Annotated in this window: 19 protein-coding genes, 1 tRNA gene, 1 pseudogene and 1 riboswitch; of the genes and pseudogenes, 10 read left to right on the top strand and 11 right to left on the bottom strand. The window is 68.8% G+C overall.

Annotation, left to right across the window (positions count from 1 at the left end; translation table 11 throughout):
* The 5 genes and pseudogenes from N177_RS20865 to N177_RS01875 form a co-directional block, all read right to left on the bottom strand.
* Window positions 1-434, bottom strand: a pseudogene (locus N177_RS20865) (transposase); the annotation flags it as partial.
* A 191-nt stretch (window positions 435-625) separates the two neighbouring features.
* Entirely contained in the window at window positions 626-2,059 is a 1,434-nt protein-coding gene (locus N177_RS01890) for a homospermidine synthase (protein WP_023430525.1), read from the bottom strand.
* A 42-nt stretch (window positions 2,060-2,101) separates the two neighbouring features.
* Window positions 2,102-2,650 carry a GNAT family N-acetyltransferase gene (locus N177_RS01885; RefSeq protein WP_023430524.1) on the bottom strand — a complete coding sequence of 183 codons (549 nt, stop codon included), beginning with the start codon at window positions 2,648-2,650 and terminating at the stop codon, window positions 2,102-2,104.
* Window positions 2,651-2,664: 14 nt separating this feature from the next.
* Complete coding sequence (locus N177_RS01880) at window positions 2,665-3,798, bottom strand: type III PLP-dependent enzyme (protein ID WP_023430523.1); 1,134 nt, start codon at window positions 3,796-3,798, stop codon at window positions 2,665-2,667.
* Window positions 3,799-4,271: 473 nt separating this feature from the next.
* On the bottom strand, window positions 4,272-5,210 hold the full coding sequence (locus tag N177_RS01875) for a DMT family transporter (protein WP_023430522.1): 939 nt from the start codon (window positions 5,208-5,210) through the stop codon (window positions 4,272-4,274).
* Window positions 5,211-5,356: 146 nt separating this feature from the next.
* Between N177_RS01875 and N177_RS01870 the strand changes: the two genes are divergently transcribed.
* The 6 genes from N177_RS01870 to N177_RS01845 all read left to right on the top strand — a co-directional run bounded on the left by N177_RS01870 (window position 5,357) and on the right by N177_RS01845 (window position 11,697).
* Entirely contained in the window at window positions 5,357-6,649 is a 1,293-nt protein-coding gene (locus N177_RS01870; RefSeq protein ID WP_023430521.1) for an adenylosuccinate synthase, read from the top strand.
* 48 nt (window positions 6,650-6,697) lie between these two features.
* Window positions 6,698-8,239, top strand: a complete 1,542-nt coding sequence (locus tag N177_RS01865; protein WP_023430520.1) for a hypothetical protein — start codon at window positions 6,698-6,700, stop codon at window positions 8,237-8,239.
* 58 nt (window positions 8,240-8,297) lie between these two features.
* Window positions 8,298-8,404: riboswitch (TPP riboswitch) on the top strand.
* A 123-nt stretch (window positions 8,405-8,527) separates the two neighbouring features.
* Complete coding sequence (locus tag N177_RS01860) at window positions 8,528-9,286, top strand: ABC transporter permease (RefSeq protein WP_023430519.1); 759 nt, start codon at window positions 8,528-8,530, stop codon at window positions 9,284-9,286.
* Window positions 9,287-9,320: 34 nt separating this feature from the next.
* Entirely contained in the window at window positions 9,321-10,301 is a 981-nt protein-coding gene (locus tag N177_RS01855) for an ABC transporter substrate-binding protein (RefSeq protein WP_023430518.1), read from the top strand.
* 78 nt (window positions 10,302-10,379) lie between these two features.
* On the top strand, window positions 10,380-11,012 hold the full coding sequence (locus tag N177_RS01850) for a glutathione S-transferase family protein (protein WP_023430517.1): 633 nt from the start codon (window positions 10,380-10,382) through the stop codon (window positions 11,010-11,012).
* 85 nt (window positions 11,013-11,097) lie between these two features.
* Window positions 11,098-11,697, top strand: a complete 600-nt coding sequence (locus N177_RS01845; RefSeq protein WP_023430516.1) for an SCO family protein — start codon at window positions 11,098-11,100, stop codon at window positions 11,695-11,697.
* Window positions 11,698-11,715: 18 nt separating this feature from the next.
* Here N177_RS01845 and N177_RS01840 read toward each other — a convergent pair whose 3' ends face one another.
* From N177_RS01840 to N177_RS01825, 4 genes are all read right to left on the bottom strand, one after another.
* Window positions 11,716-12,573, bottom strand: coding sequence for an aminotransferase class IV (locus tag N177_RS01840; RefSeq protein WP_023430515.1), 858 nt, complete (start codon window positions 12,571-12,573; stop codon window positions 11,716-11,718).
* Entirely contained in the window at window positions 12,560-13,156 is a 597-nt protein-coding gene (locus N177_RS01835; RefSeq protein ID WP_023430514.1) for an anthranilate synthase component II, read from the bottom strand. Before N177_RS01835 ends, N177_RS01840 begins: the two co-directional genes overlap by 14 nt.
* A complete protein-coding gene (pabB, locus tag N177_RS01830) occupies window positions 13,153-14,601 on the bottom strand; it encodes an aminodeoxychorismate synthase component I (RefSeq protein WP_023430513.1) in 1,449 nt (482 codons plus the stop codon). Before pabB ends, N177_RS01835 begins: the two co-directional genes overlap by 4 nt.
* A 95-nt stretch (window positions 14,602-14,696) precedes the next feature.
* Window positions 14,697-15,020: a hypothetical protein gene (locus N177_RS01825; RefSeq protein WP_023430512.1), complete on the bottom strand. Its 324-nt coding sequence runs from the start codon at window positions 15,018-15,020 to the stop codon at window positions 14,697-14,699.
* Between the two features lie 324 nt (window positions 15,021-15,344).
* Here N177_RS01825 and N177_RS01820 point away from each other — a divergent pair, with 324 nt between their 5' ends.
* Window positions 15,345-16,259, top strand: coding sequence for a putative bifunctional lysylphosphatidylglycerol flippase/synthetase (locus tag N177_RS01820; RefSeq protein WP_040484985.1), 915 nt, complete (start codon window positions 15,345-15,347; stop codon window positions 16,257-16,259).
* Between the two features lie 60 nt (window positions 16,260-16,319).
* Here the strand turns inward: N177_RS01820 and rpoH are convergent, their stop codons facing one another.
* Complete coding sequence (gene rpoH, locus N177_RS01815) at window positions 16,320-17,234, bottom strand: RNA polymerase sigma factor RpoH (RefSeq protein WP_023430510.1); 915 nt, start codon at window positions 17,232-17,234, stop codon at window positions 16,320-16,322.
* Between the two features lie 117 nt (window positions 17,235-17,351).
* Complete coding sequence (locus tag N177_RS01810) at window positions 17,352-18,353, bottom strand: RluA family pseudouridine synthase (RefSeq protein WP_040484984.1); 1,002 nt, start codon at window positions 18,351-18,353, stop codon at window positions 17,352-17,354.
* On the opposite strand from N177_RS01810, the gene N177_RS01805 reads away from it, so the two are divergent.
* The 3 genes from N177_RS01805 to N177_RS01795 all read left to right on the top strand — a co-directional run.
* Entirely contained in the window at window positions 18,352-18,699 is a 348-nt protein-coding gene (locus tag N177_RS01805; protein WP_040484983.1) for a hypothetical protein, read from the top strand. The two genes, N177_RS01810 and N177_RS01805, sit on opposite strands and share 2 nt — an antisense overlap.
* A gap of 71 nt (window positions 18,700-18,770) precedes the next feature.
* Window positions 18,771-18,846: transfer RNA gene (locus N177_RS01800), tRNA-Glu, on the top strand.
* Window positions 18,847-19,113: 267 nt separating this feature from the next.
* Window positions 19,114-19,391: hypothetical protein (locus tag N177_RS01795; protein ID WP_152527812.1), on the top strand; the 278-nt coding region annotated here is incomplete at its 3' end.

Raw genomic sequence — 19,391 nt, 5'->3', positions numbered from 1 at the left:
CTCGTTGGCGAGCTCGCGCAGTCGGCCGCGGAGCTCGGCTTCGTCGGGCCGACGCGAGCGGTAGCGGATCATCTTGCGGTCGGCGCCGACGATGAGGCAGGCCCGACGCTCCGACAGGTCCATCGCGGCCTGCAGGTGAGCGACGGCTTCGCGCTTGGCGGCGGGCCCTACCATTTTTTTGACAGAAGCTCTCGGAGCGCGGCCGCATCGAGCATCTGCTCGGCGAGGAGCTTCTTCAGCTTCGTGTTCTCCTCCTCGAGCGCCTTCAGCCGCTTGGCGTCGGACACGTCCATCCCGCCGTACTTCGACTTCCAATTGTACAGCGTCGCCTCGGAGACCCCGTGCTTGCGGGCGAGATCGCCCGTCTTCGCCCCCGCCTCATGCTCGCGCAGAACCGCGATGATCTGCTCTTCCGTGAACCGCTTCCGCTTCATCCGTCCGTCCCTTCCCTCGGGCCGGGCTCTAATCGCTTCTGGAGGAAAAACTCAGCGGCAGGTCAGGAGGCCTCGTGGAAGAGATGCCGGGTCGCGTGTGAACCCACCTTTTGTTGCCCCCCTCACACCCACACAACGTTCCGCCGCTCGCTCCCCTCCCGCGTCGGTAATTCGCGACGCCGTCAGCCCCCCTACCGCACCACCACGTTCTTGAACTGCCAGGGATCCTCCTCGTCGATGTCCTCGGGGAAGAGCTGGCCGCGGTCCTTCAGAGGGGTCCAGTCGGTGTAGGTGCCGGTGACGGGGCCGAGATAGCGGCGCTGGATCTCGAGGCACCGGGCGAAGTCCATCTCGTCGGCCTCGACGATGCCGCGGTCGGGGTTCTCGATCGCCCACACCATGCCGGCGAGCACGGCCGAGGTGACCTGCAGGCCCGTCGCGTTCTGGTAGGGCGCGAGCCGGCGGGCCTCTTCGATCGAGAGCTGCGAGCCGTACCAGTAGGCGTTCTTCTCGTGGCCGTAGAGGAGGACGCCGAGCTCGTCGATGCCGTCGAGCACCTCCTCCTCGTGCAGGATGCGCCACTTGTTCTGCGGCTGCCACTGGCGGCCGGCCATCTCGTGCAGCGAGAGGATCGCGTCGTCGCAGGGGTGGTAGGCGTAGTGGCAGGTCGGGCGGTAGACGACCCGGTCGCCCTCGCGCAGCGTGAAGAAGTCGGCGATCGAGATCGCCTCGTTGTGGGTGATCAGGAAGCCGTGCTGCGCCTTCGCCGTCGGCGTCCAGGTGCGCACGTTCGTGCCGGCGCCGGGGCGCATCAGGTAGATCGCCGCCTTGGAGCCGAACTCGTGCTCGCGGCCGTCGAAGGGCAGTTCCTTCTCGTGCGTGCCCCAGCCGAGCTCGGCCGGCTGCAGGCCTTCGGAGATGAAGCCCTCGACCGACCAGGTGTTCACGAAGACGCCGCGCGGCTTGGGATCCTTCGCGCGCTGGGTGTCGCGCTCGGCGATGTGGATGCCCTTCACGCCGAGAACATGGGCGAGGTGCGCCCAGCCTTCGCGCGAGGTCGGCGCTTCGGTTTCGTGGCCGGTGTCGCGCGCCACGTCGAGCAGCGCCTGCTTGACGAACCACGAGACCATGCCGGGGTTGGCGCCGCAGCAGGAAACGGCGGTGCAGCCCTTCGGCAGGCGGTCGCGCAGGTCGAGCACCCGCTGCCTCAGCGCGTAGTTCGAGCGCTCGGAGGGCGACTTCGTCTCGTCGGTGTAGAAGCCGAGCCAGGGCTCGGCCACGGTGTCGATGTAGAGCGCGCCCAGTTCATGGCAGAGCTCCATCATCGCGACCGAGGAGACGTCGACGGAAAGATTGACGCAGAAGCCGCGCCGTCCCTCGTCATCCATCAGGAGGGGCGTGAGGATGTCGATGTAGTTCTCGGGGGTCAGCCGCTCCTTGAGGAAGCGGATGCCATGGCGGTCGGCGATACCCCGGTTCTCCTCGCTCGGATCGACGATCACGATCCTCGACGGGTCGCAGTCGATGTGGCGAAGGATCAGCGGCAGCGTTCCGGTTCCGATCGACCCGAACCCGATCATCACGATCGGCCCCTCGACGGCGGCGAGGATCTCGCGGTCGGTCATGGCTCTGCTCCCTGGCGGCTGGCGTGGCCGCCGCGTCTCCTCCTAGAGCGCGGCGGCGATGAGCGGGCGGGCGTCGGCCGGAGCGTGCGAGACACCCGAGAGGACGCCGGTGGCTGTGACGATGCCGGATGCACCTTCGAGTGCGCCGGGCTGAAGTTCAAGTCCGAGGAAGCGCTCGAGTTCGACAGGGCCGGGCATCGCCAGATCGAGCACCGGCTCGCGCTCGAACCCGAAGCGACCGTAATACGGTGCATCCCCCACCAGTATGACAGCGCCGTGACCATGGTCGCGGGCGCGTGCCACCGACGCCCGGATGAGCGTCGCGCCGATGCCGCGGCTCTGCCACTGGCAGCGCACCGCAACGGGTCCTAGCAGAAGGGCGGGGCGACCGCCGGCATCGACGTGCCAGAGCCGGATCGTGCCGACGAGACGGACGCCGTCGCGGGCGACGAGCGCGAGCCCGTCCGCCGGCCGGCGGCCCTCGCGCAAGCGCTCGGCCGTCTTCATGCGCCGGTTCGGGCCGAACGCGTCGTCGAGCAGGACCTCGATCGCCGGGGCGTCGCCCGGCGCTTCGGTGACGATTTCGATCATGTCCGTGAACCCCGTCAGATGACGTAGGAGGCCAGGGGGGCGAAGCCGTTGAACTGGACCGCCGAGTAGGTCGTCGTGTAGGCGCCGGTCGACTCGATCAGCACCTCGTCTCCGATCTCGAGCGAGATCGGCAGCGCATAGGGCGCCTTCTCGTAGAGCACGTCGGCGGAGTCGCAGGTCGGGCCGGCGATGACGCAGTCCCCCGTCGCGCCGCCGTCGTGACGGGTGCGGATCGGGTAGCGGATCGCCTCGTCCATCGTCTCGGCCAGGCCGCCGAACTTGCCTATGTCGAGATAGACCCAGCGCTTGTCGTCGTCGGCGGCCTTCTTCGAGATCAGCACGACCTCGGAGCGGATGACGCCGGCATTGCCGACCATACCCCGGCCAGGCTCGATGATCGTCTCGGGCAGGCGGTTGCCGAAATGCTTCCTGAGCGCGCCGAAGATCGCGCCGGCATAGTCCATGACGCCGGGAATCTCCTTGAGGTAGCGAGCCGGGAAGCCGCCGCCCATGTTCACCATCGACAGGCGGATGCCCCGCTCGGCGAGCGTCTGGAAGACATAGGCCGAGAGCTCGAGCGCCTTGTCCCAGGCGCCGAGATCGTTCTGCTGCGACCCGACGTGGAACGACACGCCGCGCGCCTGCAGGCCGAGGCGGTGAGCGTGCTCGAGCACGGTGATCGCCATGTCCGCGGTGCAGCCGAACTTGCGCGACAGCGGCCACTCCGCGCCTTCGCCGTCGGTCAGCACGCGGCAGAAGACGCGGGCACCCGGCGCGGCGCGGGCGACCTTCTCCACCTCCTCGACCGCATCGACCGCGAAGAGGTCGACGCCGAGCTCGAAGGCGGTCGCGATGTCGCGCTCCTTCTTGATCGTGTTGCCGTAGGAGATGCGGTCCGGCGAGGCGCCGGCGGCCAGTACCTGGCGGATCTCCGTCACGGAAGCCGTGTCGAAGTTCGAGCCGAGCCCGGCGAGGAGCTCGAGGATCTCGGGCGCCGGGTTCGCCTTCACGGCGTAGTAGATGCGCGTGTCGGGCAGCGCGCGGGCGAAAGCCTCGTAATTCTCGCGCACGACCTCGCGATCGACCACGACGACGGGACCGTCGAATCGTCGGGAGTCGAGGAACTGGCGAATACGGTCAGTCAGCATCGGGGAAGCTCCCGTTCCAAAAGGTGGCGAACCTTTCGGTGCACATGCGTCCGATTCATCCGGGCGGTGGATTTCCCGGAAGTCGATCGGCACGGCGCCGAACTGATGCTCCGTCGTCAGACGCGAGGTGCGGATAAGCGCACCCTTCGCCTCGGGCGGAGCGTGGTGATGCCATGGATTGGAACGGGATCATGCCCGTCCGCACGTCCGGCAATGATGGTGTGCCTCTTCAGTGACCCCGGCTTTTGGAACAGCCGGCAGAGACTAAGGAAGCCCGAACCGTCGTTGCTTTAAGCCGCCGTCCCTCGACCGATCCGTTGGGTGAGGGCTGCCCGGCGACCACAGGCACGTGCGCTTGATGGGCAAGCGCGTAGGTAAGGGATTCGAGCCCGCGCTTCAAGGGGAAATATTTGCCGGGAGGCCGGCTCCGCATGATTCTCGCGGAGCTCCTTCTGGTGTGGATACGCGCCTGCTCAGAGGCGTCCGGTCCCGGCCGGCACCGTCGCGGAGAGGGGCCGCCCGCGGGCGGCGATGGCGATGCCGGTGAAGATCAGTGCGAAGCTCGCGAGATGGTAGAGGTGCAACTTCTCGCCGAGGATGACGATCGCGAAGACCGTGCCGAAGACGGGCACGAGATGGAGGAAGGGCCCCGTGCGGTTCGGGCCGATGAGCTGCACGCCTCTGTTGTAGCAGAGATAGGACACGATCGATGGCAGCAGCGAGACGTAGAGCGTGACGAAGATCGTGGTGCCGTCGAACACGGGGTACCGGCCCTCCGCCATCTCCCAGAACCAGAACGGGCAGAGGATGATCGCGCCGACCGCGAACGTGAAGGCGAGGGCGGACGTCCAGTGGATCGGCGGCATGCGCCTGAGGAGCGTGGAGTAGAGGGCGTAGGACACGCAGGCGGCGAAGACGATGAGGTCGCCGACATTGAGGTCCAGGCCCAAGAGGGCTTGCGGCGACCATTCCGTGATGATGCCGACGACGCCGACGAACGAGATGGCGATCCCGACGAGCTGGCGGCCGGTGAGGATTGCCGCGAACAGGAGGAACGACCACAGGCCGATGAGCAGCGGCTGAGTCGACTGCAGGAGCGCCGCCTTGATCGCCGTCGTGTATTCGAGCCCGACATAGACCAGCGTGTTGAACGCGGCGATGCCCGTCGCGCCGACGGCGCAGAGGAACGCGAAGTTCTCGCGGATGACCGGCCAGTCACGCTTCAGGTGGGGCCAGGCGAACGGCAGGACGACGAGGAACGCAACGATCCAGCGCACGGTGGCCAGCGTGACCGGCGGCACGTGACCGACGGCCGCACGGCCGGCCACCATGTTGCCGCCCCAGAAGAAGGTGGCGAGGATGAGCAGGAGGTAGGCTTGGCCGAACAGCCATGCAGCGACTCGGGACAGCATCGGGGGTTCGTGGCCTTGCGATTTCAACCAGATCGCACTAGCCCCGCGGGGGGAAGTCTGTAAAGTCGCGCGTCCACCGTCAGCGCCCACGTCCAAGCGTCGGCTTCCAGCTGCCGGTGATGCATGAAGCGAAGAGAGCTTGAGACATGTCGAACGTGGTCGTCGTCGGCTCCCAGTGGGGAGACGAGGGTAAGGGCAAGGTCGTCGATTGGCTGTCGGAGCGGGCCGACGTGGTCGTCCGCTTCCAGGGCGGACACAATGCGGGCCATACGCTGGTCGTCGATGGGACCACCTACAAGCTGAGCCTCCTGCCATCCGGCATCGTTCGTCCCGGAAAGCTCTCCGTCATCGGCAACGGCGTGGTCGTGGATCCCTGGGCTCTTGCCGACGAGGTGGCGCGCGTCCAGGAGCTCGGCGTGACGATCGATCGCGCGACGCTGCGGATAGCCGACAACGCGACGCTCATCCTGCCGCTTCACCGCGAGCTCGACGCATTCCGCGAGGAGGCGGCCGGCGCCGGCAAGATCGGCACGACGAAGCGCGGCATCGGCCCCGCTTACGAGGACAAGGTCGGGCGACGGGCGATCCGCGTGGGAGATCTCGCGGAGCCGGGTTCGCTGCGCGACAAGATCGAGCGGCTTCTCGTGCACCACAACGCGCTGCGGCGAGGCCTCGGGCGGCCGGAATGCGATGCGGGCGAGCTCGAGGAGCAGTTGCTCGAGATCGCGCCGAAGGTGCTGCCGTTCGCGGATACGGTCTGGAACCTGCTCGACGGCCAGCGCCGGTCGGGCAAGCGCATGCTGTTCGAAGGTGCTCAGGGCACGCTGCTCGACGTCGATCACGGCACCTATCCCTTCGTGACGTCGTCGAACACCGTCGCCGCCCAGGCCGCGGCCGGTTCCGGCATGGGACCGGCGGCGCTCGGCTACGTGCTCGGCATCACCAAGGCCTACACGACCCGCGTCGGGAGCGGACCGTTCCCGACCGAGCAGGAAAACGCGGTCGGCGACAGGCTCGGCGAGCGCGGCCGAGAGTTCGGCACCGTCACCGGTCGCAAGAGGCGCTGCGGCTGGTTTGATGCCGTACTCGTCCGCCAGGCGGTTCGGACGGGCGGGATCGACGGTATCGCGCTGACGAAGCTCGACGTCCTCGACGGTTTCGACGAGCTCAGGGTGTGTGTCGAGTATCGGCTGGATGGTGAGACAATCGACCATCTTCCCGCCTCACCCTCGGCCCAGGCTAGGGTGGAGGCGGTTTACGAGACGATCGAGGGCTGGCAGGAGAGCACCGAGGGTGCCCGCTCCTGGGCGGAGCTGCCGGCTCAGGCGGTCAAGTACGTCCGCCGCATCGAGGAATTGATCGGCGCTCCCGTGGCTCTTCTCTCGACGAGCCCCAGGCGAGAGGACACGATCCTTGTCCACGACCCGTTCGAGGATTAAACGCTAGGGCGAAGTGATTTCTTTACCCTGCATTCAAAAAGCTGAGACATGGCGGATTTCGTAGCGGTCCTTCGGCGGGCCATCGACAACCTCGAAGATAACTCGCCGGACACCCGCGCCCAACTCTACGACAGGGCTCGCGCTGCTCTGCTCGCCCAGCTGCGCGCGCTCGATCCGCCGGTCTCCGACGAGGATCTCGCTCATCAGGCAGAAGCCCTCGATCTGGCGATAGCCCGCCTGGAGCAGGAGTACTCCGGAGACGATGCGGGCGCAGCTGGCAGCGAGGAGGATACGAGGCATCTCGCGCCCGGGATCGACCAGAAGCCGGCAGCGGTGCCACCACCGTCGCGGGCGCCCGAGCCGCGCCAGGAAGAGAAGGCGAAGGCCGAGGGACAGAGCACCGCCACGAAGGAGGCGGGCACGGCCGCTGCCGCGGCCGTCGCCTCCGCACGCACGGCCGGCGCAGGGGGGAGTGAGAGCGTCGGATCCCAGCGGCCTCGACGCGAGTGGCCCGAGGGAGAGGCTGAGCGTGGCCGCCCGCGGGAGACCGCACCCGAGCGGGATCGCACGAGCAGAGGCGCGCCGGATGAGGCGCCCCGGCCGCGTGACGGGCAACATGCCGGCGAGGAGGCCGCTGCACGCACCCGGGCCGCCGCTGCCGCTTACGAGGCGGAGCAGGCGACGGCACCGAAACGTCGCGGGCGCCGGCCCCTGATGTGGGGAGCGGCCGCCCTGGTGGTGCTCGCCCTCGCGCTATTCGGGCTGTGGCAGAGCGATCTCATCTTCTCGACCGCCGACCGGACGCTCGACCGGGTCGCGAGCGAGGACAGGGCCCCCGACGAGGGCGCTCCGCAACCCGGTACGGAGGGCGAGGCGCAGTCGGAGTTCACCGTGCCTCCCGCCGAGCCGGAGCCGGAGGCCGGTCCGACGGCCGAGGAGGTCCAGGAGGAGGTGATGCGGGATGCGGATGAGGACGTCCCTGCCGCCGAGGCCGAAGCGCCGCCCGCCGCCGGCGAGGAGCCGCCTGCGCTGACCGACCAGCCGACACCCGCCGGTGCATCGGCGCAAGCGCTTCTTATCGAAGAGGCGGAGGGCGGGCCTGGCAACGCGAACACGATCGGCGGGAGCGTGCGCTGGGAAGTCGTCTCCGAGAATGGGAGCCAGGGGCCGGGGCAGGCGATATCCGGAACGGTCCGGGTGCCGGACCGCGAGGTTCAACTGTCCATCATGATCCGGCGCAACACCGACGCCGACCTTCCGGCCAGCCACACGATCGAGCTCGTCTTCGATCTGCCGGAGGATTTCGGCGGCGGCGGCATCGCGAACGTGCCGGGCCTCATCATGAAGGCGACGCCGCGCGCGAGCGGCCAGCCTCTCGTCGGAGCCGTCGTGCCGGTCACCGAGAGCTTCTTCCTCGTCGGCCTGTCGGAGAGCGATCTCGATCGCCAGCGCAACGTGCAGGAGCTTCTGTCGCGCGACTTCATCGACATCCCGGTCGTCTACGAGAACGGCGGGCGCGCAGTGCTGTCGATCGCCAAGGGCGAGGAGGGCCGGCGGGTCTTCCAGCAGGCTTTCGAGGCCTGGAACTGACCGACGAGACCTGCAATTGATCGAGGCTTGCACCGGCTCACTGCCGGTGCAATCATGTGAGATGTCCGAGGGGTGCTCCGCGAGGAGCTGAGATGGGACCTCGATCCCGAACCCTTTGAACCTGATCCGGGTCATGCCGGCGAAGGGACGGGAACGCCTCAAAGATCCCTAAAGCCTTCTCCAATTCCCGGATCTCCGACCCTGTCGCGAGGAGATCCATCGATGCGTCGCATTCACCGAGCCGCCAGCACCCCGCGGAACCCCCGGCAGCGCTAGCGGGCCTTGGCCATGCGAAGCGCGCTCGCGCGCCGTGTCCTGCGCGTCGCCGTCCCGGCGGCGGTGATCCTTGCGATCTGGCAGGCGGCGATCGTTCTCCTCGAGATCAGGCCCTACATCCTGCCGGCGCCGCTGCGGGTGGCGGAAGCGCTCGCCGACGACTGGCGCTTCCTCGCCTATCACGGCTTCATCACGCTGTCGGAGATCGTCCTGGGCCTCCTCCTCGGGGCCGCGCTCGGCGTCGCCACCGCCCTGACGGTCAGCCTCTTTCCGAGGGCGGGCGGCGTCATGCTGCCGGTGATGGTGGCGAGCCAGGCCCTGCCGGTCTTCGCGATCGCGCCGCTCCTCGTCATCTGGTTCGGCTACGGCCTCGCCTCGAAGGTCGTCATGGCGACGCTGATCATCTTCTTTCCCGTCGCGTCGGCCTTTCTCGATGGCCTCAGGCGGACCAACACGGGCTTTCTCGAGCTGGCGCGGCTCAGCGGGGCGAGCCCGTGGCGGACGCTCCTCCTCGTGCGCCTGCCGGCCGCCTTGTCCGGCCTGGCTTCGGGCCTGCGTGTCGCCGCGGCCGTGGCGCCGATCGGCGCGGTCGTCGGCGAATGGGTCGGCGCCTCGAAGGGCCTCGGCTTCGTCATGCTGCAGGCGAATGCCCGCGTGCAGACCGACCGCGTCTTCGCCGCCCTCTTCATCCTCGCCCTCACGGCGATCCTCGTCCGGGCTCTCGTCGAGCGCCTGAGCCGGAAGATGGTGCCCTGGGTGGCGGAAGACTGAACCACCGACCACACCACATCAGGGAGAAACGAACATGAATCCGTGGCACGCGCTTTTCGGCCTCGCGCTCCTCGCCTCGCCAGCGGTTGCGCAGGAGCAAGCGACCGACAGCGCTGGCGAAATTGCGCCGAGCCAGGTCCAGGAGCGGCTGACGGTCCTCCTCGACTGGTTCGTGAACCCGGATCATGCGCCGCTCGTCGTCGCGCAGGAGAAGGGCCTGTTCGAACATCGCGGACTTACGGTCGAACTCGTGCCGCCAGCCGATCCCAGCGCGCCGCCGCGCCTCGTTTCGGCGGGGGAAGCGGACATCGCCATCTCCTACCAGCCGAACCTCTACCTGCAGGTGAAGGAGGGGTTGCCCCTCACCTGGATCGGCACGCTCATCGAGACGCCGCTCAACACGCTCGTCGTGCTCGACGACAGCGAGGTCCAGACCCTCGCGGACCTTCAGGGCAAGACGGTCGGTTTCTCTGTCGGCGGCTTCGAGGACGCGCTTCTCGGCATGATGCTGGAGAGTGCGGAGCTTTCGCTCGACGACGTCGAGCTCGTGAACGTCAACTTCTCGCTGTCGCCCTCCCTCTATGCCGGCCGCGTCGACGCTGTGATCGGCGCCTTCCGCAATTTCGAGCTCAACCAGATGGAGATCGACGGCCAGCCCGGCCGCGCCTTCTACCCCGAAGAGCACGGCGTCCCGGTCTATGACGAGCTTATTCTCGTGACCCGCCACGAGCTGAAGGACGATCCGCGCCTGCCGAAGTTCCTCTCGGCAATCGAGGAGGCGACGATCTGGCTCACGAACCATCCCGAGGAGGGCTGGGAGCTCTTCTTGAAGGCGCATCCCGACCTCGACGACGAGCTGAACAGGCGCGCCTGGTTCGACACGCTGCCGCGCTTCGCGAAGCGGCCGGCCGCGCTCGACCGCGGCCGCTACGAGGCGTTCGCCCAGTTCATGAAGGAGCGGGGCCTGATCGACGAGGTGCCGCCGCTCGAGGAGTACACGACGGTCGTGCGCTAGGAGGGTGTCGACGGGCGGGGCGGGCCAGACTAGTTATGGGCCAGACCTTCCCCGCCCGCCATCGAGAGAGGCACGAATATGATCGATCTCTACACCTGGACCACGCCGAACGGCCGCAAGATCTCGATCGCCCTCGAGGAGCTCGGCCTTCCCTACGAGGTCCACGAGGTCGACATCACGAAGGACGACCAGATGAAGCCCGAGTTCCTCGCGATCGGGCCGAACAACAAGATCCCGGCGATCGTCGACCGCGACACCGGCATGACGCTGATGGAGTCGGGGGCGATCCTCATGTATCTCGCCCAGAAGACTGGCAAGCTCCTGCCGAAGGACCCCGAGAACCGCTGGCGCGCCGTCGAGTGGCTGATGTGGCAGATGGGCGGCTTCGGCCCGATGCTCGGCCAGGCGCACCACTTCCTGCACTACAACAGGGGCAAGGCACCCTATGCCGAGGATCGCTTCGGCAAGGAGACGAAACGGCTCTACGGGGTGCTCGACAAGCGGCTGCAGGGGCGCGATTTCGTGGCGGACGAGTACTCGATCGCCGACATCGCGATCTGGCCCTGGGCAGCGCGCTTCGAGCGGCAGGACGTTTCCCTCGCGGACTACAAGAACGTCAGGGCGTGGTACGAGCGCATCGCCGACCGGCCGGCCGTGAAGAAGGGCTACGACGTGCCTGCGCGCGAGGAGGCGATCCCAGCGCCGAAGTGACGGGCCTGCGGCCACGGGGCACCTTCCCCGGGGCGACGGCACTGATAGGGTCCCGGCAGTCACGCCACAGGCAGGAGACCAAACGATGCGGATGATCCGCTGGACGGCATGGATCCTCGTCGTGCTCTTCGTGGGCGCGACGATCGCTCTGTATGCGAGCGACGCGTTCCGCACGCAGGTGGCCGAGGTCAGCGGAAGCGGCCGCGCCGCGGTCGGCGGCGAATTCACGATGGTGAACGACGACGGCGAGACCGTCACCCAGGAGGCGTTTCTCGGCCGGCCGACCGTTTATTTCTTCGGCTTCACCCACTGCCCCGACGTCTGTCCGACCGCCCTATTCGAGCTCTCGAACCGGATGGAGGAGCTCGGCGCCGACGCCGACCGGATGAACGCCGTCTTCGTGACGGTCGATCCGGAGCGCGACACACCGGAGGAGCTCCACCGCTACCTCCAGGCTTTCGACCCGCGCATCACCGGCCTTTCGGGCTCGCCCGAGCAGGTCAAGGACATGATGCAGAAGTGGCGGGTCTACGCCGCGAAGGTCCCGACCGAGAGCGGCGACTACACGATGGACCACACGGCCACGCTCTACCTCATGGACGCGAACGGCGAGTTCGTCGGCACGATTGCGCCCGGAGAGAGCGACGAGACGGCGCTCGGCAAGCTGCGCCGGCTCGTGAGCTGACCGTCGGCGGCGTGACGGTCAGGCGGGCCGCGCAGCGGGGAACTCGACGCCGGCATCGGCCGCGATGTCCCGCCGGATCACCCCCTCGACCCGCGCGTGCCATTCGCTACCCGCGGCGATCGCATGGCCGTCGAGCGCAGTGACGGGGCAGGCGAGACGCGCGCTGTTCGTGACGAAGACGGCGTCCACGCGCGCGAGGTCGGCGGGCCGAAGCGACGCCTCGCGCGGCCGGAGGCCGACACTGTCGGCGAGCGACAGGAGGCGCGCCCTGATCGTGCCGCCGAGCACGCCGTCGGCGACGGGCGGCGTCAGGAGCTCACCGGCGACGACGGCGAAGACGTTGCCGGCGCTCGTGCAGGCGACATTGCCCGTCGTCGAGAGGATGAGGGCGTCGTCGGCACCGGCGGCCAGCGCCTCCTGCAGCGCGAGCACGTTGTCGAGATAGGACAGGGACTTGAGCCGCGACAGCGGCGAGGTGTGGTTGCGCCGGATCGTGCTCGTCGCGAGCCGGAGCGGCTGAAACGCGATCGCGGGGCTCCAGGGCGACGCGATGCCGAACACGGTCGCGCGCCCGCCGGGGGATGGCTTCAGGCCGCGCTCCCCGACGCCGCGGGTGACGGTGACACGAACTATCGCGTGCCCGGGCCGCACCGCCGCGAGTGCCGTCGTCGCGCTTTCGACCTCCGCCAGATCGACGTCGATGCCGAGCGTCTTCGCCCCGTCCATGAGGCGGCGCATGTGGAGATCCAGATGGACGGGGCGGCCCTCCAGCACGAGGAGCGTTTCGAACAGGCCGTCGGCGAGGAGGAGGCCGCGGTCCCGCAGGTCGAACGGGGCACGTGTCGACTCGTGGAGCGCCCCGTCAAGCCACAGCATGGAGCTGCCATTCCCGGGCGATGTCGAGGAAGTTCGCGAGCATGCGGTGGCCGTGCTCGGTCAGCACCGATTCCGGATGGAACTGGACGCCGTAGGTCGGGGTCGCGCGGTGGGCGAGGCCCATGATCTCGCCGTTCTCGCTTCGGGCGGTGACGATCAGCGGCGAGGCGGCCTCGTCCGCGATTTCCACCGCCAGGGAGTGGTAGCGTCCGGCCCGGAACGGGGAGGGGAGGCCGCGGAAGATGCCGGTGCCGTCGTGGTGGATCGCCGAGGCGCGCCCGTGCATCGGCTCGCGCGCGCGGCCGACCGTTCCGCCGAACGCCTCGCCGATGCACTGGTGCCCGAGGCAGACGCCGAGGAGCGGGATTCGCCCGTTGACCCGCCGCACGATGTCGAGCGAGTGGCCGGCCTCGCGCGGGCCGCACGGACCCGGCGAAAGGACGACGGCGGACGGGCGCAGGGCGAGGACGTCGTCGGCGTCGACGGCGTCGTTGCGCACGACCTTCGTCTCCATCCCGAGCTCGACGAGGTAGCGGGCCACGGTGAAGACGAAGGAATCGTAGTTGTCGACGACCAGGATCATGCGTGCGCCTCTCCTGAGTCCTCGAAGGCGCGGAAGATGCGCTCGGCCTTGTCGAGCGTCTCGCGGTACTCGGCCTCCGGCTCGGACAGCGCCGTGATGCCGCCGCCGGCATGGAAGGACGCCTTGCCGCCCCTGAAGGTGACGGTGCGGATCGCGATGTTCGTGTCGAGGAAGCCGTCGAAGCCGAGACAGCCGATCGCGCCGCAATAGACGCCCCGCGCCTCTTGCTCGATCTCGGTGATGATCTCCATCGCCCGCAGCTTCGGCGCCCCGGTGATCGAGCCGCCGGGGAAGGAGGCGGCGAGGAGGTCGACGGCCGACCTGCCGCGCGTGAGCGTGCCGGTGACCGCCGAGACGAGATGGTGGACGCCTGCATAGGTCTCGAGCGCGCAGAGCGAGGGTGTCTTCACGCTGTGCGGCCGGCACACGCGCGACAGATCGTTGCGCAGGAGATCGACGATCATCAGGTTCTCGGCCCGGTCCTTCTCCGACGCGAGCAGGCGCTCGGCGTTTCTCGCGTCCTCCTTCGGGTCGGGCGAGCGGGGGGCCGTGCCCTTGATCGGCCGCGTCTCGACCTCGTCGCGGTCGAGCTTCAGGAAGCGCTCGGGCGAGCTCGAGGCGACGGCGAGGTCGCCATGTTCGAGATAGGCGGCGAAGGTCGCAGCGTTCGTCTCCCTCAGCCGGAGGTAGAAGGCCCAAGGGTCGTGCCCCGGAGGGAGATCGGCCTCGAAGCGCTGGGCTAGGTTCGCCTGGAAGATGTCGCCGTCGAGCACGTATTCGACCACGCGCGCCACGGAAAGGCGGTACGCCTCCGCCGTGAAGTTCGAGCGCCAGCCGGCCCGCGGCACCGCAGGCAGAGGGGAGGGGCGTGGCGCCGGCCGGCCCAGCATGGCCTCGATCCCGGCCGCGCGATCGGCAGCGCGGCGGGCCCGAACGGCCGGGTCCTGCTCCGGGAGGCCGGTCGAGACGACGAAAGCGCGCCGCCCATCGTGGTCGAAGGAGACGAGCGCGTCGTGGAAGGCGAGCGACGCCTCAGGCACGGCACCCAGGATCGCTGGGACAGGGGCGGGCAGCCGCTCGAGAAGCCGCCCGAACTCGTAGCCGAAGAAGCCGATCGCGCCGCCCTGGAACGGGGGCAGACCTGCGAGCCGGGGCCGTTGGTAGAGGGCGAGGAGGTCGCGCAGCGCGTCGACCGGATGGCCATCGAGGCCGCGCCCGTTCCAGGCAGCCTTGCCCTCCTCGACCGTGAAGCGTCCGAACGGGGCGGCAGCGACATATGAGTGGCGACCGAGCTCGCCGTGCGGCATCGCGCTGTCGAGGAAGCTCAACCCGCCGAGCGGGCGCATCCTGCGGGCAGCCTCATGAGGCTCGATCCACGCGATCTCCCGCACATGGGGCTCGCCGGCCGTGGCGGCCGGGGCCTGATCCAGGATCTCGTTCGACATGTCGGCGGGCTGTCCGTCGTGTTCCGGGATGTGCGTCTCGCCCCGCGTGCCGAGGCAGCGGAGGCCTGCTCATACCCCATATTCCTGCCGCCATGCTATCGGCGGCCCGGCCCGCCGTCGACCATAGCCGTGTCGGATGTCAGGTGCGGTGGGCGGACGGGGAGACCCTCCGGAAGAGCCTCGACATTCGCCTCCCTGGCGAGCCGCTCGATCTCGTCGCCGGCATAATGTCGCGCCTCGGCGCCCGCACCCGCCGCGATCGTCACCTTGTCCCGGTGTTCGCGCGGCACGTAGCGGACGACATAGGCGAGGCACTCCGCCAGCGTCTCGCCCTCCTGCGGCGGCGACGGCACGTCGTGGCCGGGGATGAGCTCGGGCGCGAGCACCATCGCCGGCGCTGTCATGTCGGTATCGGCCATGCCGGCTCCTTCCGTGCTGGGGCGGCCCGCCCGATGTGGCGGCCCGGCCATCGCAGACGAAATCCCACCGCCTCGCACGGCGTTCCCCGCCGGGTGTGGCCGTTTGCCGCTTCCCCGGAGCCGCGGCTTCGGGCAAGAGGTGGCGGGCACCGGCCCGGAACCCTATCTTCGCGCGGAAACCCCTATAGAGCGTCTTCCGCGCGTCGGCCGTTCGCCACACGCGCCATAACCAGAACGGACATCTCTCCGCTTCGCACGATGTGGCACGATCTACGCGCAAGACTTCTCGGCATAAGACCGGGCCGGGCCTTCGGCGCGGTCGTCATGGTGGCGATTCTCGTGGCCGCGGGCTTCATCCTGCACCACGAGGTCGAGGCGATCGACGTGGCCACCGTTCGCGCGACCATGATGGAGGTGCCGTGGCCGCTCCTGCTCGCGGCGGCCGGGCACGTGGCGGTCGCCTATCTCATGCTCGTCACCTACGACTACCTGTCGATCCGCCTGCTGACGAAATCCATACCCTTCCGCCAGGTGGCGCCGACGGCCTTCGTCGCCTTCAGCTTCTCGAACAATCTCGGCTTCGCCGTCGTCACCGGCGGCTCGCTGCGCTACCGGGGCTACAGGCCGCTCGGCTTCACGGCGGGCGACGTCGCCGTCGTCACGCTCTACTCGCATGTCTGCTTCTTCGTCGGCGGCGGCGCGATCCTCGCGGCGGCGGCGCTCGGCGACGGCGGGGCGCTGGCGCAGGCGCTCGGCCTGCCGGTCGTCGTCGTGTGGGGCGCGGGCGCGGCCGCCGCCGTCGCGATCGCAGCCTATCTCGTCCTCGCCGCCCGCGTCGGCCGGCCGGTGAAGCTGTGGCGTTTCAACCTGCCGATCCCGCGCCTGCCGATCGCGCTCGGGCAGCTCGCGGCCTCGACGGTCGACGTCCTCGTCTCCGCCGGCGCCCTCTACCTGCTCGTGCCGCAACCCTTCCCGCTCGACTTCCTCACCTTCGCCGCCGTGACGATCGCCGCGATCGGGGCCGGCGCGGCGAGCCACGTGCCGGGCGGGATCGGCGTCGTCGAGGCGGTGCTCCTGTTCAGCGTCCCGGTCGAGGCGAAGGCGGAGCTCCTGGCGGCGATCCTCATGTTCCGGCTCCTCTACTACTTCGCACCGCTGGCGATCGCGACGACGCTGATCCTGATCGACATGGCCTCGAGCGGCCGCACCTTCCTGTCGCGGGCCAGGCCGCCGGGCTGAAGACACGAAAAAGGGCGCCGCGAGGGCGCCCTTCGTTCGGCGTGGCATGGGGGAGCTTCCTCAGGCGGCGCCCGCCTGGGCCGCCTCGTTCGCCTGCAGCATCGCCTGCTGCACCTTCTCGAAGGCCCGGACCTCGATCTGGCGCACCCGCTCGCGCGAGACGCCGAACTCGCCCGACAGCTCCTCGAGCGTCAGCGGCTCCTCCTCGAGGCGGCGCGCCGTGAAGATGCGCTTCTCGCGATCGTTCAGCGTGCCCATCGCGTCGACCAGCATCCTGCGGCGGGCGTCGAGCTCCTGCTCGTCGCCGAGCCTCGTCTCCTGGTTCGCCTCCTCGTCCTCGAGCCAGTCCTGCCACTCCGTCGTCGACTCACCGTCGCCGCGCAGCGGCGAGTTCAGCGACGCGTCGCCCGACAGGCGGCGGTTCATCGAGACGACCTCGTCCTCGCTGACGCCGAGCTTCGTCGCGATATCCGAGACCTGGTCGGGTCGCAGGTCGCCGTCCTCGATCGCGGCGATCTGGCCCTTCACCTTGCGCAGGTTGAAGAACAGCTTCTTCTGGTTCGCCGTGGTGCCCATCTTCACGAGGCTCCACGAGCGCAGGATGTATTCCTGGATCGAGGCGCGGATCCACCACATCGCGTAGGTCGCGAGGCGGAAGCCCTTGTCCGGCTCGAAGCGCTTGACGGCCTGCATGAGGCCGACATTGCCCTCCGAGATGATCTCGCCCACGGGAAGGCCGTAGCCGCGATAGCCCATCGCGATCTTCGCCACGAGGCGCAGATGGCTCGTCACCAGCCTGTGCGCCGCCTCGCGGTCGCCATGCTCGCGCCAGCTCTTGGCGAGCATGAACTCCTCGTCCGGCTCCAGCATCGGGAACCGCCGGATCTCTTCCAGATAGCGGCTGAGCCCACCTTCCCCGCGACGGCGGGCAGCGACAGATTCGCCATGGCTCTCGTCCTTTCCCTCTTGCGGCACCCTCTGTCCGGCCCCCATCTTCGGGCAGCGCGGGCGTCCGAGGGCCCGTGTCAGCCGGATCGTCCCGGCCGAATCATTCCATCCGTCCACTATGTCGAGAAAACGGCCTCGTCGCCGTCAGGATCCGGCAAGCGCGCGCCGCAACGCCTCGAGCTCGGGAGGCAACGCCGACTCGAAGCGCAGATCTTCGCCTGTGACGGGATGGGACACCACCAGAAGATAGGCGTGAAGCGCCTGTCTTTCAAGGGTTTCGACCAGCTTGCGGGCATCCTCGCCGAGCCTCCTCGCCTTCGTGCGATAGCCCTTGGCATACGTCTCGTCGCCGATCAGCGGATGGCCGATATGAGCCATGTGCACGCGGATTTGATGCGTCCGGCCCGTCTCGAGCCGGCATTCGACGAGGCTCGCGAGCGATTCGCCCGGCCGCGTCGGGTCGGGATAGGCCTCGAGGACGCGGTAGTGCGTGACGGCGTGCCGCGCGCCGGCGCGCACCTCCTGGCGCTCGGGGCTCTGCCGCGAGCGGCCGAGCGGGGCGTCGATCGTCCCCTTGCGCGGCGAGGGCACCCCCCAGACGAAGGCGAGATAGGCCCGCTCGAGCGGCCCCTCGCGGCCGTGGTCGGCGAACTGCGCGGAGAGCGCGCGGTGGGCGGCTTCCGTCTTCGCGACGACGAGGAGGCCCGAGGTGTCCTTGTCGATCCGGTGCACGATGCCCGGGCGCTCGACCCCGCCGATGCCCGGCAATTCGCCCTTTGCGTGGTGGAGGAGGGCGTTGACGAGCGTGCCCCGCCAGTTGCCGGCGCCGGGGTGGACGACGAGGCCCGCCGGCTTGTCGACGACGATGAGGTCGGCGTCCTCGTGGACGACGGTGAGCGGGATGTCCTCGGCCTGCGGCACGGCGGGCTCGGGCGGGGGCACCTCGACCCGCAGGGCCTCGCCCGCGTTGACGGGGTGGCGGGGCTCCCATATCGTCCGCCCGCCCACGCCGACGCGGCCCTCCTTGATGAGCGCCTGGAGGCGGGAGCGGCTGAAATCGGCGAGCAGCGCGGCCAGCACCCGGTCGAGCCGCTCGCCCTGCGCCTCCTCGGGCGCCACGAGATCGATCGTTCTGTTGTCATCCATGTCAGACAAAGACACCCCGGAAGCCTATCCGTCCAGCTGGTCGCCGCGGGCGACCCGCATCCTGCAGGTCGCCGTGATCGTGATGGGCGTGCTGATCGTCATCGGCTTCTTCGTCGTCGTCGGCACGATCGTCAACCGCATGGGCGGGGAGGAGATGCCGGAGGGGCCCGCGAGCGTCGTCTCGAGGCCCGAGATCGCGGCTCTGCTCGGCCCCGATGCCGAGGTCGTCTCGGCGCAGACCGACAGCGGCCGTCTGGCGCTGACGGTGAAGACGCCCGAGGGAATCCGCGTCCTCCTGATCGACATGCGCTCGGGGCAGATAATTTCCGTCGTCGGAGGGTCATGAGCGCTTGCGGAGCGGCGCACGAGAAGCTATATCCCCGCCCACACCGACGCGACACGCGTCGCTGGCGCGCCGCTCCCTTCGTCTAGCGGTCTAGGACGCCGCCCTCTCACGGCGGAAACAGGGGTTCGAGTCCCCTAGGGAGCGCCATTTTCCCAGGCCATTGATTTTGCTGAATTTCCGGATCGCCGCAGATCGGATTGTACACGAGGCTGTACACATCCATGGCGACCCATCTTTGGCAGCGTCCGGGCGGCTGGACATACCAGCGCCGAATTCCCTCACATCTCGTGAACCTCCTCTCGTGATAGGCCTCCGCGCAAGGCGCTCGGGCGGATGCCCGCGTCCGAGGCGCGCCGGCGCGCGCGCCTCCTGTCGACGCGTTTCGACCTGTATTGCATGAGGGTGGAGAGAGGCTTGGAGAAGGGCAGCAGCGAGGCGCTCGAGGCGGAGATCGAGCGGTTCGCCGAGAGGCTGAAGGACAAGACCTGGATCGAGCGCTCCTACGAGGCTATCGAGACGCTCCGGACCGAGATCGAGAAGCAGGAGGGCGAGAACGCGTCCTTGCGGCATGCGGTCACGACCTTGGCCACGAAGCAGGCTGGCTCTCCACCGCCGCTGCCCCTCTTCTCGATCCTCGCCGGGGGCCTGATCGAGCAGAAGCAGACCGCCATGCCTCGCTCCAATTACCCGAA

The sequence above is a fragment of the Lutibaculum baratangense AMV1 genome, assembly GCF_000496075.1.
GTDB lineage: Bacteria > Pseudomonadota > Alphaproteobacteria > Rhizobiales > Tepidamorphaceae > Lutibaculum > Lutibaculum baratangense.
The sequence above is the reverse complement of the archived record's forward strand: the minus strand, read 5'-3'. Positions and strand labels throughout refer to the sequence as shown.